14 protein-coding genes are annotated in these 17,033 nt (G+C 73.2%); 7 read left to right on the top strand and 7 right to left on the bottom strand.

Annotated elements, in window-relative coordinates; all coding sequences use genetic code 11:
• Window positions 1-82 precede the first annotated feature (82 nt).
• The 4 genes from OG861_RS20330 to speB form a co-directional block, all read right to left on the bottom strand.
• Complete coding sequence (locus OG861_RS20330; RefSeq protein ID WP_329195375.1) at window positions 83-3,871, bottom strand: ABC transporter ATP-binding protein; 3,789 nt, start codon at window positions 3,869-3,871, stop codon at window positions 83-85.
• Window positions 3,872-3,994: 123 nt separating this feature from the next.
• Complete coding sequence (locus tag OG861_RS20325) at window positions 3,995-4,660, bottom strand: GntR family transcriptional regulator (RefSeq protein ID WP_443056761.1); 666 nt, start codon at window positions 4,658-4,660, stop codon at window positions 3,995-3,997.
• Window positions 4,657-6,324 carry a thiamine pyrophosphate-binding protein gene (locus OG861_RS20320; RefSeq protein WP_329195377.1) on the bottom strand — a complete coding sequence of 556 codons (1,668 nt, stop codon included), beginning with the start codon at window positions 6,322-6,324 and terminating at the stop codon, window positions 4,657-4,659. Before OG861_RS20320 ends, OG861_RS20325 begins: the two co-directional genes overlap by 4 nt.
• Window positions 6,325-6,329: 5 nt before the next feature.
• Window positions 6,330-7,292, bottom strand: a complete 963-nt coding sequence (gene speB, locus OG861_RS20315; protein WP_030013156.1) for an agmatinase — start codon at window positions 7,290-7,292, stop codon at window positions 6,330-6,332.
• 111 nt (window positions 7,293-7,403) lie between these two features.
• Between speB and OG861_RS20310 the strand changes: the two genes are divergently transcribed.
• The 5 genes from OG861_RS20310 (at window position 7,404) to OG861_RS20290 (ending at window position 12,407) form a co-directional block, all read left to right on the top strand.
• Window positions 7,404-8,888, top strand: coding sequence for a helix-turn-helix domain-containing protein (locus tag OG861_RS20310; protein WP_329195379.1), 1,485 nt, complete (start codon window positions 7,404-7,406; stop codon window positions 8,886-8,888).
• Between the two features lie 102 nt (window positions 8,889-8,990).
• On the top strand, window positions 8,991-10,148 hold the full coding sequence (locus OG861_RS20305) for an acyl-CoA dehydrogenase family protein (RefSeq protein WP_329195380.1): 1,158 nt from the start codon (window positions 8,991-8,993) through the stop codon (window positions 10,146-10,148).
• Window positions 10,149-10,187: 39 nt separating this feature from the next.
• Window positions 10,188-11,066, top strand: coding sequence for an acyl-CoA thioesterase II (tesB, locus tag OG861_RS20300; RefSeq protein ID WP_329195382.1), 879 nt, complete (start codon window positions 10,188-10,190; stop codon window positions 11,064-11,066).
• Between the two features lie 19 nt (window positions 11,067-11,085).
• On the top strand, window positions 11,086-12,051 hold the full coding sequence (locus tag OG861_RS20295) for a cation diffusion facilitator family transporter (RefSeq protein ID WP_329195384.1): 966 nt from the start codon (window positions 11,086-11,088) through the stop codon (window positions 12,049-12,051).
• An 11-nt stretch (window positions 12,052-12,062) separates the two neighbouring features.
• Window positions 12,063-12,407, top strand: coding sequence for a VOC family protein (locus OG861_RS20290; protein ID WP_329195386.1), 345 nt, complete (start codon window positions 12,063-12,065; stop codon window positions 12,405-12,407).
• On the opposite strand, the gene OG861_RS20285 is transcribed toward OG861_RS20290, so the two are convergent.
• Window positions 12,397-12,876: a MarR family winged helix-turn-helix transcriptional regulator gene (locus tag OG861_RS20285; protein ID WP_329195388.1), complete on the bottom strand. Its 480-nt coding sequence runs from the start codon at window positions 12,874-12,876 to the stop codon at window positions 12,397-12,399. The two genes, OG861_RS20290 and OG861_RS20285, sit on opposite strands and share 11 nt — an antisense overlap.
• A gap of 92 nt (window positions 12,877-12,968) precedes the next feature.
• On the opposite strand from OG861_RS20285, the gene OG861_RS20280 reads away from it, so the two are divergent.
• On the top strand, window positions 12,969-13,814 hold the full coding sequence (locus OG861_RS20280) for an SDR family NAD(P)-dependent oxidoreductase (RefSeq protein WP_330261831.1): 846 nt from the start codon (window positions 12,969-12,971) through the stop codon (window positions 13,812-13,814).
• Between the two features lie 33 nt (window positions 13,815-13,847).
• Here the strand turns inward: OG861_RS20280 and OG861_RS20275 are convergent, their stop codons facing one another.
• Together OG861_RS20275 and OG861_RS20270 are read right to left on the bottom strand one after the other, a co-directional pair.
• Window positions 13,848-14,669, bottom strand: coding sequence for a phosphatase (locus tag OG861_RS20275; RefSeq protein ID WP_443056512.1), 822 nt, complete (start codon window positions 14,667-14,669; stop codon window positions 13,848-13,850).
• Window positions 14,670-14,725: 56 nt separating this feature from the next.
• Window positions 14,726-15,304, bottom strand: coding sequence for an SACE_7040 family transcriptional regulator (locus tag OG861_RS20270; protein WP_329195394.1), 579 nt, complete (start codon window positions 15,302-15,304; stop codon window positions 14,726-14,728).
• Between the two features lie 112 nt (window positions 15,305-15,416).
• On the opposite strand from OG861_RS20270, the gene OG861_RS20265 reads away from it, so the two are divergent.
• Entirely contained in the window at window positions 15,417-17,033 is a 1,617-nt protein-coding gene (locus OG861_RS20265) for a carboxyl transferase domain-containing protein (protein WP_329195395.1), read from the top strand.

The following is a 17,033-nucleotide window of genomic DNA, read 5'->3' as shown; positions in this document are numbered from 1 at the left end:
CGGCCCCCCGCTCAGTCGTACGCGGCCCGTACGTCCGTACGACGCCCCGGTCCTGCGGAAGGTTGCACCGCGCGAGCGCGGCTCAGGCCACGGCCCGCTCGTCCTCTCCCGCGAAGGTCCGCCACAGCTCGGCGTACCGGCCACCGCGCGCCAGCAGTTCGGCGTGCGTACCGTCCTCCACGACCTCGCCGCGGTCGAGGACCACCACGCGGTCGGCGCGGGCGGCGGTCGTCAGGCGGTGGGCGACGACGAGGGTGGTGCGCTTGCCCGCGAGCCGGTCGGTGGCCAGGTTGACCTGCGCCTCGGTGGCCAGGTCCAGTGCGGCCGTCGCCTCGTCCAGCAGCAGGACGTCCGGGTCCACGAGTTCGGCCCGGGCCAGCGCGATCAGCTGGCGCTGACCGGCCGACAGGTTGCGCCCCCGCTCGGCGACGGTGTGCAGGTAACCGCCGTCCAGGGTGGCGACCATGTCGTGGGCGCCGACCGCGCGGGCGGCGGCCTCCACTTCGGCGTCGCTCGCCTCGGGCCGCCCGTAGGCGATGGCGTCGCGGACCGTCCCCGGGAAGAGGTAGGCCTCCTGGGGGACGACGCCCAGCCTGTGGCGGTACGCCGTCAGGTCCAGCTCCCGCAGGTCGGCGCCGTCGGCGGTGACCCGGCCGGAGGTCGGGTCGTAGAACCGGGCCACCATCTTGACCAGCGTGGACTTCCCGGCGCCGGTCTCGCCGACGAACGCGACGGTCTGCCCGGCCGGTATGCGCAGGCGTATTCCGGCCAGCGCCTCGCCCTTCTCGCCGCGCTCCTCGGCGGTGCCGTAGGCGAAGCGCACGTCCTCGAAGGCGATCTCGCCGCGCAGTTGCGCCACCGGGCGCGGATCGGCGGGACGGGGGGTGGTGGTCGGCTCGCGCAGCAGGTCCTGGATCCGGCCGAGGGAGACGGTGGCCTGCTGGTACCCGTCGAAGACCTGGGAGAGCTGCTGGACGGGCGCGAAGAACAGGTCGATGTAGAGCAGGTAGGCGACGAGCGCGCCCGTGGTGAGCGTCATGGCCTCCACCCGCCCCGCGCCGACGATCAGCACGGCGGCCGCGGCGCCCGAGGACAGCAGCTGCACGAAGGGGAAGTAGACGGATATCAGCCACTGGCCGCGGACCCGGGCCTCGCGGTAGGAGTCGCTGCGCCCGGCGAAGCGGACGGCGCCGTCGCCCTCGCGGCGGAAGGCCTGGACGATGCGCAGTCCGGCCACGGACTCCTGGAGGTCGGCGTTGACCCCGCTGACCCGGTCGCGGGCGAGTTCGTACGCGGCGACCGACTTGCGACGGAACACGACGGTGCCGATGACCAGCAGCGGGAGCGTGGCGAAGACGATCAGCGCCAGTTCCACGTCGAGGACGAGCAGGGCGATCAGGATGCCGAAGAAGGTGAAGACGGAGACGACGGCGGTGACCAGACCGGTCTGGAGGAAGCTGGAGAGCGCGTCCACGTCGGTGGTCATCCGGGTCATGATCTTGCCGGTCAGCTCGCGCTCGTAGTAGTCGAGTCCGAGGCGCTGGAGCTGGGCGAAGATCTTCACGCGCAGCGCGTACAGCACGCGCTCGCCGGTCCTGCCGGTCATCCGGGTCTCGGCGAACTGCGCGGCCCACTGCCCGATGACAACGGCCAGGGCCAGCCCCGCCGCCACCCAGACCGCTCCGAGCGCGGCCTGTTCGACGCCCTTGTCGATGCCGTGCCGGATCAGGATCGGCAGCAGCAGCCCGGAGCCCGCGTCGACGGCGACGAGGCCGAGGCTGATGGCGAGCGGCGCCCAGAACCCGTGGAGCAGCCGGCGCAGGCCATAACTGTCCTCGGGGGCCGCGGCCCGGTCCTCGTCGACGTCGGGAAGGTCGTCGGCGGGCGGCAGGGCGGCGACCTGCGCGAGCAGCTCGGGGGTGGCGGGGCTGCCGGCGACGTGGGCGGGGTCGTCGCCCTCCGCCTCGTCCTGGCGGCGCCAGAGCTCGGGGGTGATCCCGCCGGAGACCCGGCGCTTGGCGTTGACCGGCTCGGAGTCGATCTCCGCCTCGATCTCGATGTCCCGCTCCAGGTCGCGCTCGAACTCGGCCATCGCGGCGGCCTCGGGGACGCGCGGCGAGGCGGCGCCGAGGGCTTCGGGGTCGGTCAGCAGCCTGCGGTACAGGGCTGAGCGGGCTTCGAGCTCTTCGTGGGTGCCGATGTCGGAGAGCCGCCCGTGGTCGAGTACGGCGATCCGGTCGGCCAGCGCGAGCGTGGAGCGGCGGTGTGCGATGAGGAGCGTGGTGCGGCCGGCCATGACGGCGCGCAGGGCCTCGTGGATCTCGTGCTCGACGCGGGCGTCGACGGCGGAGGTGGCATCGTCCAGGAGGAGCAGCCGGGGGTCGGTCAGGAGGGCGCGGGCGAGCGCGATGCGCTGGCGCTGGCCGCCGGACAGGGTCAGGCCCTGCTCGCCGACCTTGGTGTCGTACCCGGCGGGCAGGGCTTCGATGAACCCCTCGGCCTGGGCGGCGCGGGCGGCGGCCCGGATCTGCTCCTCGTCCGCGTCGGGGCGTCCGTAGGCGAGGTTGGCGCGGATCGAGTCGGAGAAGAGGAACGAGTCCTCGGGCACCAGGCCGATCGCGCCGCGCAGGGAGGCGTACGTCAGCTCGCGCACGTCGTGGCCGCCGACGCGGACGGCGCCGCTGTCGGCGTCGTAGAAGCGGGGCAGGAGCAGCGAGACGGTGGACTTGCCGCTGCCGGAGGAGCCGACGAGGGCGACGGTCTCGCCCTCCTCGATCCGCAGCGAGAACCCGTCCAGGACGGGCCGCTCGGGGTCGTAGCCGAAGCGGACGTCCTCGAACTCGACGGTGGCGGGCGCGTCGGCGGGCAGCGCGGTCGTGCCCTCCTCGATCACCGGCTCGGTGTCGATCAGCTCGAAGACGCGCTCGACGCCCGCGCGGGCCTGCTGGCCGACGGTGAGGACCATCGCGAGCATGCGGACGGGGCCGACGAGCTGGGCGAGGTAGGTGGAGAAGGCGACGAAGGTTCCGAGGGTGACCTGGCCGCGGGTGGCCATCCAGCCGCCGAGGGCCAGCATCGCGACCTGCCCGAGCGCGGGCACGGCCTGGAGGGCGGGGGTGTACTTCGAGTTGAGCCGGATGGCCCGCAGCCGCCCGCCGAACAGACGGCGGCCGGCTGCGCGGAGCTTTCCGGTCTCCTGCTCCTCCTGCCCGAAGCCCTTCACGACGCGGACGCCGGTCACGGCCCCGTCGACGACGCCGGCGACGGCGGCGGCCTGGCTCTGGGCGTACCAGGTGGCGGGGAACAGCTTCTTGCGGCTGCGCTTGGCGATGTACCAGAGGGCGGGGGCCATGAGGAGGGCGACGAGGGTCAGCAGCGGCGACAGCGCCAGCATGATGCCGAGGGATATCCCGAAGAGGAGGAAGTTCCCGATGGTCATCGGGAGCATGAAGAGCAGGCCCTGGATCAGCTGGAGGTCGCTGGTGGCCCGGCCGACGACCTGGCCGGTGGACAGCTCGTCCTGGCGGCGGCCGTCGAGGCGGGTGATGGCGCCGTACATGTCGGTGCGCAGGTCGTGCTGGACGTCGAGGGCGAGGCGGCCGCCGTAGTACCTGCGTATGTAGGTGAGTACGTACACCAGCAGGGCCGCGCCTATGAGCATGGCGGCCCAGGGGCCCATCGGCTTGCTCTCGTCGCCGATGACGTCGTCGATGATCGTGCGGGTGACGAGCGGTACGAGGGCCATGACGGCCATACCGGCCAGCGAGGACCCGAGCGCGAGCAGCACGTTCGCCTTGTACCGCCAGGTGTACGCGGCCAGCCGCCTGCCCCAGCCCTGTTTTCCGCCTGCTTCCGTCTCCGCCGCCGCCACGTCGAGCCTCCCCGTCGATCCTGTCCTGCCGCAGGCGCCAACGCCCCGACCGGCGGATTTCATCCCGCAGCAACAATCGAACGGCTTTGCGCGACGGCGGGCGACCCCGAGGGGCCGTCCGGGTCAGGGCGCGTCGAACTCGTACTCCAGGACGTAGGCGGAGGCGTCGAGCACCATCTCGTTGACCTCCACCACCCTCCCGTCGGCGGCGAAGGCGGTACGGCGGACCAGTACGACGGGGGCCGCGGCCCCGAGACCGAGCCGCGCGGCCCCGTCCGGACCCGGCATCCGTGAACGGACCTCCTCGCGGAACCGGACGGGGCCGACGCCGAGCTCGGCGAGGCGGGCGTAGATCCCTCCCGGGCCGGTGTCGGGCTCGGTGACGGGGGTGCCGGCGACGAGGGCGGCGTCCAGGTACGAGGTCGCGAGCATGACGGCCTTCCCGTCGAGCAGGAACCTGCGCCGCCGCACGCATGCCGCCGTGCCCTCCATGAGCCCGAGCACCAGGGCGACGGCCTCGGGCGCCGCCTCTTCGGTGACCCCGAGGAGTTCGACCTCCGGTTCACGGTCCTCGGTGTCGGCCGCCCAGATCGACCGACCGTGACCCCACACGTCGGCGCCCAGCCGTTGGATACCGCGCCGCCGGATGAGCCGGTCTTCGGGCTGCCGTCCTGTGACGTCCTCGGCCATGCGTCCTCCTGGGGTCATCCGGCAGCGTAGAGCGCACGCCGGGTCAGGGAATGCGATTGCCACCGCCGACGCCCCGCGGCAGGGCGACCGGGGCGTCAGAGGTGGGTCGGGGCGAACATCTTCAAGGTGGTGGGGAGGACCAGGACCGAGGGGCCCGGGGAGGCGAGGGCCGTGGCGAGGTCTTCGCGGAGGGTGGGGGCCGAGGTGACGGCGGCCGGGACGCCGAAGGAGGCCGCCAGGGCGACGAAGTCGGGGCCGGTGAGGTCCGTACCCGTCGCGCAGCCGTACTCGCGCAGGATGCCGTAGCCGCCGTCGTCGACGATCAGCCAGGTCACGTCCAGCTCGTGCTGCTTGGCCGTGGCCAGCTCCGCGATCGAGTACATCGCGCCGCCGTCGCCCGAGACGGCCAGCACCGGGGTGCCCGGTTCCGCGACGCACGCGCCGAGGGCCGCCGGGAAGGCGTAGCCGAGGCCGCCCGCGCCCTGCGCCGAGTGCATGGTGTTCGGGTGCTTGGCGTCGAAGGCCGACCAGGCCCAGTAGGACAGGATCGTCATGTCCCAGAACGACGGGGAGCGCGGCGGCAGGGCCGACCTGATGGAGGCCAGCAACTCCTGTTCCAGCGCCACGTCCTGCTCGGCGAGGCGGGCGCCGATCTCGTCCAGCACCATCCGGACGCGGGTGGGGGCCGAGGGGTCCTCGCGTGCGGACACCGTCTCCAGCAGGGCCTGCAGCGCCAGCCGGGCGTCCGCGTGGATGCCCAGGCCCGGGTGGTTGGACTCCAGCTTCCCGAGGTCCGCCTCGATCTGGACGACGCGGCCCCCGGGGAAGAACGTGTGGTAGTTCGAGGACAGCTCGCCGAGGCCGGAGCCGACGATCAGGAGGACGTCCGCGTCCTCCAGGAAGTCCGTCATGTGGCGGTCCTCCAGCCAGGACTGGAGGGACAGCGGATGGGTCCAGGGGAAGGCGCCCTTCCCGCCGAAGGTGGTGACCACGGGCGCGTCCAGGCGTTCCGCGAGCTGCCTGAGCTTGCCGGCCGCGTCCGCGCGGATCACACCGCCGCCCGCGATGATCACCGGACGGGAGGCGTTCGAGAGCCAGTGGGCGGCGACGGCCGTCAGCTCGGGGCGGGGCGCCAACTCGTGCGGAGCCGCGTCCATGCCGGTGACCTGCGGGACCATCGTCTCCGCACGGAGGACGTCCTCCGGGATCTCCACCCAGACCGGGCCGTGCGGGGTGGTGAGCGCCGACTCCCAGGCCTCCGCGATGACGGACGGGATCTGCGACGGGGTGCGGGCGGTGTGGACCGACTTGACCACCTCGCGGAAGGAGGCGGACTGGTCGCGCAGCTCGTGCAGGTGGCCCCGACGGCCGCCGCCCAGGCCCGGGGAGGGGACCTGGGAGGAGATCGCGAGGACCGGTGCGGAGGCCGCCGCGGCCTCGGCCAGCGCCGGCAGGGCCATCAGGGCGCCCGGTCCGGTGGACAGCAGCAGCGGTACGGCCTCGCCGGTGAGGCGGCCGTACGCGTCGGCCGCGAATCCCGCGTTGTTCTCCGTGCGCAGGGCCACCAGCCGCAGGTCGGCGCGGCCCACCGCGTCGAAGACGGCCAGCGCGTGCTGCCCGGGCAGGCCGAACACGGTGGTGGCGCCGAGGGAGCGCAGCGTTTCCACGACCAGGTCCCCGCCCGTCCGCCCGGGCGGCGGCGCGAGGGCGGCCGCCGTCTGGGCTTCGGTGGGACGGAGTACCAGGTCGTGGTCGTGCGTCACGTCGGTTACTTGCCCTTCGCCTGCGCGATCTGTCGCGACATGATCGTGGTCAGCTCGTACGCGGTGTGCGAGGCCGCGACCGAGGTGATCTCGGCGTGATCGTACGCCGGGGCGACCTCGACCACGTCGGCGGAGACCAGGTTGCAGGACGACAGGCCGCGGATGATCTCCAGCAGCTCGCGGGAGGTCATGCCGCCCGCCTCCGGCGTGCCGGTGCCGGGCGCGTGCGCCGGGTCCAGGACGTCGATGTCGATGGAGATGTACAGCGGGCGGTCGCCGATGCGCTGGCGCAGCTGGTCCGCGACCTCGTCGGCGCCGCGCCGGTAGACGTCGGCCGAGGTGACGATGCCGAAGCCCATCTTGGCGTCGTCGTCCAGGTCCTGCTTGCCGTAGAGCGGGCCGCGCGTGCCGACGTGGCTGAGCGCCTCGGTGTCGAGGATGCCCTCCTCCACGGCGCGCCGGAACGGGGTGCCGTGCGTGTACTCGGCGCCGAAGTAGGTGTCCCAGGTGTCCAGGTGGGCGTCGAAGTGCAGCAGCGCGACCGGGCCGTGCTTCTTGGCGACCGAGCGCAGCAGCGGCAGCGCGATGGTGTGGTCGCCGCCGAGGGTCATCAGGCGGGAGCCGGCGCCGAGCAGCTCGTCGGCGGCGGCCTCGACCGTCTCGACGGCCTCGTTGATGTTGAAGGGGTTCACCGCGATGTCACCGGCGTCCGCGACCTGGGCGAGCGCGAACGGGGAGGCGTCCTGCGCCGGGTTGTACGGGCGCAGCAGGCGCGAGGCCTCGCGGATGGCGTTGCCGCCGAAGCGGGCGCCGGGGCGGTAGGAGACACCCGAGTCGAACGGGACGCCGACGACGGCCACGTCGGCCGAGCCGACCTCGTCCAGGCGCGGCAGGCGGGCGAAGGTCGCCGGGCCCGCGTAGCGCGGGATGCGGGAGGAGTCGACGGGTCCGCGCGGCTGCGTGCTCATGGGGGGTGCCTTCCGGAAGAGGTGTGCGGTCCTTCGAGCGTAAGGGGACACCTCGGAGCCGCGAAGTGTACGTTTCATCCACCAGACCGCTCTCATGTGTACGGAGCATCCATGCCGGACCAGCCGCCGACCACGGGTGTCGCACTCTCCGCCCTGCTCGCCGACCGGGAGCTGGGCCTGCGCGGGCTGTACGCGGCCGAGGACGTCGCGGGGCCCGCCACCGTGCACGCCGTGCACGCCTCGGAGATGGCCGACCCGTCGCCTTACCTGCTGGGCGGGGAGCTGCTGCTCACCGCCGGGGCGCACCTGGGGCCGGACGCCGACGGGTACGTGGCCCGGCTCGTCGCGGCGGGCGCGGCGGCGCTCGGCTTCGGGGTGGCGCCCGTGTACGAGGTGGTACCGCCGGAGCTGGTGGCGGCGTGCGCCCGGCACGGGCTGCCCCTGCTGGAGGTCCCGCCGGGGACCCCGTTCACCGCGGTCGCCCGCACCGTGTGGCGGCTGATGGCGGAGGCCCGGACGCGCGAGCTGCGCCGGGTCACCGAGGCGCAGCAGGCGCTGGCCGCGGCCGCCGCCCGGCCGGATCCGGTCCCGGCGGTGCTGCGCCGGCTGGCGGCGGCGCTGGGCGGCCGGGTCGTGCTGCTGCGGGGCGGCCCGGGCGGCGGCGCCGGCTCCGGGGAAGCGGGCCGCGAGGTGCCCCCCGGGGCGGAGGCCGCGCTGGAGGCGCTGCTCGGGCGGGTCGCCGCGCCGGGCGGCCCGGCGACGGCGACGGACTCCGCCGCGGGGTGGCAGCTGTCGGCGTACGCCCTGGGCGGCGGCGCGGCTCCCGCCGGCCCCGGCCCGGGCGCAGCCGCGCCCCCGCACCCCGCCCCCGTCCCCGGTGTCGCCGTCCTCGGGGTCGCCGTCCCGGAGCGCACCCCCGGGGACCACGCCATCACGGCCATCGCCGCCGTCCTGCTGGGCCTGCTCACCACGCACCGCCCCGCCGGGGCCGAGGCCGCCGCGCTGACCCGGCTGCTGCTGGACGGGGACCCGGCCGCCGCCCTGGCCCCCGGGCCCTGGCAGGTGGTCCATGCCCGGGGTGCGGGGGATCCGCAGGCCCTCGCGGGCGCGCTGGGCACCGTACTCCTGGACGCGCTCGGCCCGGAGCTGCGCCTCGTGACCGACCGGGACCCGGTCCCGCAGCCGGGGTGGCGCCTGGGCGTCAGCGCCCCCGCCCGACCCGGGGCCCTGCCGACGGCCGACACCCAGGCCCGCCGCGCCCTGGAACGCGCCGAAGCGGCCCGCACCGCGCTGGTCCGGCACTCCGACGCCGGCCTGCCCGGCCTCCTGGACCCGGCGCGGGCCCGCGCGCACGCCGAGGCCCTGCTCGCACCGCTCACCGCGGTCCAGGCGGCGACCCTGCGCGGCTGGCTGGCCCACCACGGCAGCTGGGACCGCAGCGCCGCCGTGCTCGGCGTCCACCGCAACACGGTCCGCCAGCGCATCGCCCGCTGCTCGGTCCTCCTCGGGCGCGACCTCGACGACCCGGACACGCGCATGGAACTGTGGTTCGCGCTACGTACCCTGGACAGCGGTGGCAACTCGCCGGTAACTTAATCTGAGCAAGCGCTTAGACGTAAGCCATCAATCGAGCAACCACGACGGCGCGCGACCACCTCCGCGACAGCGGCGGCGGGTAGCCGCAGAGGGAGGCCGGCCGTGCGCCGCACCGTTTTCAACGAGGACCACGAAGCGTTCCGCGAGACCATCCGCGCCTTCATCGAGGCCGAGGTCGTCCCCGTCTACGACGAGTGGTTCGCCGCCGGCCAGGCCCCCCGCGAGTTCTACTACAAGCTCGGTGAGCTGGGCCTCTTCGGCATCAACGTCCCCGAGGAGTTCGGCGGCGCGGGCCTGGACACCCACAAGTTCGAGGCCGTCCTCTACGAGGAGACCTCGCGCGCGGGCGTCAACTTCGGCGGCTCCGGCGTGCACGTGCTGCTCGCCCTCCCCTACCTCAAGATGCTGGCCGGCGACGAGCAGAAGAAGCGCTTCCTGCCGAAGTTCGTCACCGGCGAGGAGATGTGGGCCCTCGCGATGACCGAGCCGGGCACCGGCTCCGACGTCGCGGGCATGAAGACCACCGCGAAGCTCTCCGAGGACGGCACCCACTACGTCCTCAACGGCGCCAAGACCTTCATCACCGGTGGCGTCCACGCCGACCGCGTGATCGTCTGCGCCCGCACCTCCGCCCCGCGCGAAGACGACCGCCGCTTCGGCATCTCCCTCTTCGCCGTGGACACCAGGTCCGAGGGCTACTCCGTCGGCCGCAAGCTGGACAAGCTGGGCCTGCGCACCTCCGACACCGCCGAGCTCGCGTTCGTCGACGTCAAGGTGCCCGTCGAGGACCTGCTCGGCGAGGAGAACAAGGGCTTCTACTACCTCGGTGCGAACCTGCCCTCCGAGCGTTGGGGCATCGCCTTCGGCGCCTACGCGCAGGCCAAGGCCGCCATACGCTTCGCCCAGCAGTACGTGAGCGAGCGCACCGTCTTCGGCAAGCCGGTCGCGCACTTCCAGAACACCAAGTTCGAGCTGGCCGCCTGCCAGGCCGAGGTCGACGCGGCCGAGGCCGTCGCCGACCGCGCGCTGGAGGCCCTGGACGCCGGCGAGCTGACGGCCGCCGAGGCCGCCTCCGCGAAGCTGTTCTGCACCGAGGTCGCGCACCGCGTCATCGACAAGTGCCTCCAGCTGCACGGCGGGTACGGCTACATGAACGAGTACCCGATCGCCCGTCTGTACGCCGACAACCGCGTGAACCGCATCTACGGCGGCACCAGCGAGGTCATGAAGTCCATCATCGCGAAGTCGATGGGCCTCTGAGGAACAGTTGAGGACCGGGGGAACCCCAGTCCCAGCCCCATGAACGAGGCACTGACGACGCTCCTCGACCTGCTCGACCTGGAGCAGATCGAGGAGAACATCTTCCGCGGTACCAGCCGTACGTCGCTGGTACCGCGGGTCTTCGGCGGGCAGGTCGCGGCCCAGGCACTGGTGGCGGCCGGCCGGACCGTGCCCGCGGACCGCACCGCGCACTCGCTGCACTCCTACTTCCTGCGCGCCGGTGATCCCGGCGCGCCCATCGTGTACTCCGTCGACCGGATCCGCGACGGGCGCTCCTTCACCACGCGCCGGGTCGTCGCCGTCCAGCACGGGCAGCCGATCTTCCACCTCTCCGCGTCCTTCCAGACGTACGAGGAGGGGCTCGACCACCAGGCCGTGATGCCTCACGCGCCCGACCCGGAGACCCTGCCGACGGCCGCCGAGTCGCTCCCGCTCTACCGGGAGGTCTTCCGCGACCCGGGCACGGTGGAGCGGCTGATGGAGGCCCGTGGCGCGGTGGACCTGCGGTACGCGACGACTCCCCCGTGGGGCTCGGTCGGGCAGCCGCGGGAGCCGCACTCGCAGGTGTGGTTCCGTACGGCCGGCAAGCTCGACTCCGACGACCCGCTGCTGCACACCTGCCTGGCCACGTACGTGTCCGACATGACGCTCCTGGACTCGGTGCTGCTCGCGCACGGCCGGGGCGGCTGGGCCGTCGGTGACGTGGTCGGCGCCTCCCTGGACCACGCGATGTGGTTCCACCGGCCCTTCCGCGCCGACGAGTGGCTGCTGTACGACCAGGAGTCGCCCTCGGCGGCGGCCGGGCGGGGCCTGGGCCAGGCCCGCATCTGGACGCAGGACGGCCGGCTGGCCGTGACGGTCATCCAGGAGGGTGTCGTACGCGTCCCGCGCGGATAGTCGCGCCTACCGTCGCTGCATGGCCTCACAACCACCGGGACCACCGGAAGCGACCGGAGCGGCGGAGTCCGAGAGCGTCGGGACGGTCGTCGTCGCGGTCGTCACCAACCTCGGCATCGCCGCCGCCAAGGCGGTCGGCGGGATCATCAGCGGGTCGAGCGCGATGCTGTCGGAGGCCGCGCACTCGGTGGCCGACACCGTCACCGAGGTCATGCTGCTGGCGGCGCTCAAACGCAGCGCACGGCCGGCCGACGAGGCGCACCCGCTGGGCTACGGGCCGGAGCGCTACATCTGGGCGCTGCTCGCCTCGATCGCGACCTTCGTCGGCGGCGCGGTCTTCGCGGTGTACGACGGCATCCACACGCTGCTGCACGGCGAGGATCCGGGCGACCCGACGGTGTCGTACGTCATCCTCGCGGTCGCCTTCCTGCTGGAGGGCTACTCGCTGCTCGTGGCCTGGCGGCAGGTGCGCGGCGAGGCGGCGCGGCTGCGCGCCCCGCTGGTGCGGTACGTGAAGCACACCCCGGACACGGCGGTGAAGGCCGTCCTGCTGGAGAACGTGGCCGCGCTGATCGGCCTGGTCCTGGCGGCCGGCGGGCTGCTGGGGGCGCAGCTGACGGGTTCGGGGGCGTACGACGGCGTCGCATCGCTGCTGATCGGGCTGCTGCTGGTGTGGGTGGCGTGGGAGCTCGGCCGCTCGAACGCGCAGTACCTGATCGGGCGGAGCCTGCCGGCGGCGACCCGCGCGGAGGTACGGGAGGAACTGCTCTCGGTGCCGCACATCGAGGGGGTGCTGGAGCTGACCACGCTGGTGCAGGGGCCGGACGAGGTGCTGATCGCGGCGAAGATCGACTTCCATGACCTGGCGTCGGCCCGGCAGGTGGAGGCGGCGTGCGAGGACGCGGAGTCGCAGCTGCGCGAGCGCTGGCCGTCGATCCGCCGCGTGTACCTGGACCCGACGCCGACATCCGGAGGCGGTCCGTAGGCTGGGGCACCATGCGTGGACACGTGCAGCAGATCGTCGTGGACTGTCACGAGCCGAAGGAGCTGGTCCGCTTCTGGGCCCGGCTCCTCGGCGGGGAACCGGTCGACCGCGGGCGCGGCTGGTCGCACGTCGAGCTGTCCGGCTCCACGCGGCTCGCCTTCCAGCCGGTCCCCGAGACCAAGGCCGTGAAGAACCGCCTGCACCTCGACATAGCGGTCGAGGACGTCGAGGCCGCCGCCCGCGAGGCGGTGGGGCTGGGCGCACGCCGCCTGGGCGCAGCGGTGACCGACGACCAGGGTCGTTTCCAGGCGATGCTCGACCCGGAGGGCAACGAGTTCTGCTTCGTCAGCCCTTGAGCGGCCCGCGGGCGGCCGGCCGGGCCTTGAGCTTGGCCCAGATGCCGGTCAGCGCGGAGATGTCGGCGTCGTCCAGGAGGTCGTCGAAGACCTCGGCGAGGACCTCGCGACGGGTGGCGTCCGCCTCCTCGAAGGCGCGGTGGCCCGCCGGGGTGAGGGCGATCCGGACCGAGCGGGCGTCGGTCGGGGACGGTATCCGCTCGATCAGGCCGCGGGCCTGGAGGGAGTCCGCGACCCGGGACACCTGGCTGCGGCTGAGCAGGGTCACGGCGCCCAGCTCGGAGGCGGCGACCGGTTCCTTCTGCGCGCGCAGCCACAGCATCACCTCGAACCACGACAGCGGCAGGTCGTGGCGGCGCGCGAGCGCCTGGTCCACCCGGGCACTGAGCGTGGAGCCCGCCCAGACGAGGCCGTAGAAAGCGTGGTCGCGGGGGGTGAATTCGCCCGGGGTGAGGTTGTTCTGCGCCATGGGGACAAGCCTACCGGGAGAGAGGTTGCGTGCACACGCACACAACGATAATGTGTGTGCACACGCACTTACGGTTCTACGAGGAGCTCCCCATGACCAAGACCGTTCTCATCACCGGCACCTCCTCCGGCATCGGCCTGGCCGCCGCCGTCGGCGCCGCCCGGGCCGGCTGGCACGCCGTGGCGACGATGCGCGACACGGGCCGGGCGGACGCGCTGCTGGCGGCCGCCCGCGCGGCCGGTGTCGCCGACCGGGTCCAGGTCAAGCGGCTGGACGTGACCGACGCCGATTCGGCGGCCGCCTGCGTGGCGGAGGTCGTCGCCGAACACGGGCGCCTCGACGCGGTCGTGAACAACGCGGGCGCCGGCTTCGTCGGCACCATCGAGCAGCACGACATGGAGCAGGTCCGGTCGGTGATGGAGGTCAACTTCTTCGGGGTGGTCGAGCTCACCCGCATCGCGCTGCCCCACCTGCGCGCGTCGGGCGGCCGGGTCATCACGGTGACGAGCGTGGGCGGGGTGGTCGGCCAGCCCTTCAACGAGTCCTACTGCGCGGCCAAGTTCGCCGTCGAGGGTTTCATGGAGTCGCTCGCCCCGGTCGCCGCGAGCACGGGGGTCCAGGTGGCCGTCGTCGAACCGGGCGCCGTCGCGAGCGAGTTCGTGAACAACGTACGGCTCGACGTACCGGCCATGCTCGCGCAGGCGGGGCCGTACGCCCCGGCGCTCCAGGGTTACGTCGACCACGCCCTCAAGACCTTCGGCAGCGACACCGCCCAGACCCCGGAGCAGGCTGCGGCGCCGGTCGTCGCCGCCCTGACCGTCGAGAAGATGCCGTTCCGGATCCAGACCTCGGACTGGGCCCGCGACTTCGTCGCCGCCAAGCTCGCGGACCTCGACGGCTCGGCCGTCCAGACGGAGGTGAAGGGCTGGCTGGGCTAGGCCCCCGGCCCTGGGGCCGGGGCCCGCGTCCCGTCAGCGCAGGCCCGCCGCCGCCAGCAGGTACGCCACCATCGGGTCGTAGTAGCGCGGGTCGCGGACGTGGTCGTCCAGCGGTACCGCCACCTGGAGGGTGCCCTCCGCCTCGCCGAGGAACAGCGCGGGGTCGTTGCAGTCCGCGTAGCCCACCGCGTCCAGCCCCCGCTGCGCCGCGCAGCCCGCCCAGCCGTGGTCGGCCACGACCAGGTCCGGCAGGGGGCGCCCCGCGGCGTCCAGGCCGTCCAGGATCGCCGCCATCGGGGCCGGGGAGTGGGTGTGCCACAGCGTGGCCCCGCGCTCCAGTACGGCCACGTCGGCGAACTGCCACACCGAGCCCTCGTCGGCCGTCAGCCCCGGCGGGACCACCACGATCTCGCAGCCCGCGTCGCGCAGGGCGGCCGCCGTCGCGCGGTGGACGTCCAGGAGGCCGCCCGGGTGCCCGGTGGCCAGCAGGACCCGCTGGCGGTCCAGCGCCGCCTTGCGCAGCCGCGCCGCCATCCGGTCCAGGGCGGCGACGGTCAGTTCCGGGTCGATGGTGTCCTGCCCGTACCGGTGCTCCGCGTCGTCCACGACCCCGCACCGCTCGGCCATGACGGCCAGGACGTCCTGTTCGTCCGTCCAGCGGTCGCCGAGTTCCAGTCCGAGCCAGTAGTGCCGGTCGCCGTTGGCGAGCTTGCGGTAGTGGGAGAGGTTGTTCTCGCGCGCCGTCGCCACCTCGCCCGCGATCCGCGTACGGACCAGGTGGTCGATGAGTTCGGTACGGTTCGGTGTTCCCACGGGCTGGGCGGGCGTCTCTATCGGCTTCGGCATACGGTTCATTGTGCCGCCGCCCCGCCGGAGCCGTCTGTTCCATTCCGACCAGCGGACACGGGGTGTCACCCCGACAGCGCCCCGAACGCCCCGTTGGCCAGCCGCCGCAGCAGTGACTCGGTCGCCTCCCGGCCCAGGGCCGCCAGGTGCGGGGTGGAGTTCAGCAGGCCGAACACCGCGTGCACGGAGACGCGTACCTCCGACTCGCCCACCTCCGGGTGGAGCCGGCGGACGACCTCCACCCACAGCTCGACGTACTGCCGCTGGAGCTGGCGCACGAGCTTGCGGTCGGCGTCGCGCAGCCGGTCCAGCTCGCGGTCGTGGAGGGTGATCAGCGCGCGGTCGTCCAGCGCGAAGTCGATGTGGCCCTCCACGAGGGAGGCCAGCACCGCCTCCGGGTCCCCGGCCGCCTCCTCCACCCGGCGCCGGCCGCCGGTCAGGAGGCGTTCACTGATCCCGACGAGCAGCTCGGCGAGCATGGCGTCCTTGCCCGCGAAATGGCGGTACAGGCCGGGTCCGCTGATGCCCACCGCGGCCCCTATCTCGTCCACGCCGACGCCGTGGAAACCGCGCTCGGCGAAAAGGCGGGCGGCCTCACTGAGGATCTGCTCGCGACGGGTGGGGGCGGCCGCTCTGGTGCTCATGGGAATCCATTCTAGACAGGGCCGTTAGCGCTCGTTAACCTAGGCCCCACAGGCGTTAACGCTCATTAACAGCGTGACCGGTTTCCATGGACCGAGCAAGGGAGCTCGACCGATGCAGCAGGCACCAGTGCTGACGAGCGCCGCGGACCCGGCGTCCGAGGCCTGGCGGACCAACGAGGCCGCCCACCGCGAACTCGCCGAGGGCCTGCGCGCCCGGCTGGAAGCGGCCCGCCTCGGCGGCGGGGAGAGGGCCCGCGCCCGCCACACCGCCCGGGGCAAGCTGCTCCCGCGCGAGCGCGTGGACACCCTCCTCGATGCGGGGTCCCCGTTCCTGGAGCTGGCCCCGCTGGCCGCCGAGGGCATGTACGGGGGTGCGGCCCCCGCCGCCGGGGTCATCGCGGGCATCGGCCGGGTCAGCGGCCGCGAGTGCGTCATCGTGGCCAACGACGCCACCGTCAAGGGCGGCACGTACTACCCGATGACCGTCAAGAAGCACCTGCGCGCCCAGGAGGTGGCGCTGGAGAACCGTCTCCCCTGCCTCTACCTGGTCGACTCGGGCGGCGCCTTCCTCCCCATGCAGGACGAGGTCTTCCCCGACCGGGACCACTTCGGCCGCATCTTCTACAACCAGGCCCGCATGTCCGGCGCCGGCATCCCGCAGATCGCCGCCGTCCTCGGTTCCTGCACCGCGGGCGGTGCCTACGTACCGGCCATGAGCGACGAGGCCGTCATCGTCCGCGGCCAGGGCACGATCTTCCTGGGCGGGCCGCCGCTGGTGAAGGCCGCCACCGGCGAGGTCGTCACGGCGGAGGAGCTCGGCGGCGGCGAGGTGCACTCCCGCACCTCCGGCGTCACCGACCACCTCGCGGAGGACGACGCGCACGCGCTGCGGATCGTGCGCAACATCGTGGCGACCCTCCCCGAGCGCGGAGCCCTGCCCTGGTCCGTCGAGGCGCCGGAAGAGCCGAAGGTGGACCCGTACGGGCTGTACGGCGCGGTCCCCGTCGACTCCCGCACCCCCTACGACGCCCGCGAGGTCATCGCCCGGATCGTGGACGGCTCCCGCTTCCAGGAGTTCAAGGCGGAGTTCGGGCAGACGCTGGTCACCGGCTTCGCCCGGATCCACGGCCACCCCGTCGGGATCGTCGCCAACAACGGCATCCTCTTCTCCGAATCCGCCCAGAAGGGCGCCCACTTCATCGAGCTGTGCGACCAGCGCGGCATCCCGCTCCTGTTCCTCCAGAACATCTCGGGCTTCATGGTCGGCCGCGACTACGAGGCCGGCGGCATCGCCAAGCACGGCGCGAAGATGGTCACGGCGGTCGCCTGCACCCGGGTCCCGAAGCTGACCGTGGTCGTCGGCGGCTCGTACGGGGCCGGCAACTACTCGATGTGCGGCCGGGCCTACTCGCCGCGCTTCCTGTGGATGTGGCCCAACGCCAAGATCTCCGTGATGGGCGGCGAACAGGCCGCGTCCGTCCTCGCGACCGTCAAGCGCGACCAGATCGAGGGCGCGGGCCAGGAGTGGCCGGCCGAGGACGAGGAGGCCTTCAAGGCCCCGGTCCGCGCGCAGTACGAGGAGCAGGGCAACGCCTACTACGCCACGGCCCGGCTGTGGGACGACGGGGTCATCGACCCCCTGGAGACCCGGCAGGTGCTGGGGCTGGCCCTGACCGCGTGCGCGAACGCTCCGCTGGGCGATCGCGGCTTCGGCATCTTCCGTATGTGA

It is taken from the genome of Streptomyces sp. NBC_00539, assembly GCF_036346105.1.
In the GTDB taxonomy this organism is placed as follows: domain Bacteria; phylum Actinomycetota; class Actinomycetes; order Streptomycetales; family Streptomycetaceae; genus Streptomyces.
The sequence above is the reverse complement of the archived record's forward strand: the minus strand, read 5'-3'. Positions and strand labels throughout refer to the sequence as shown.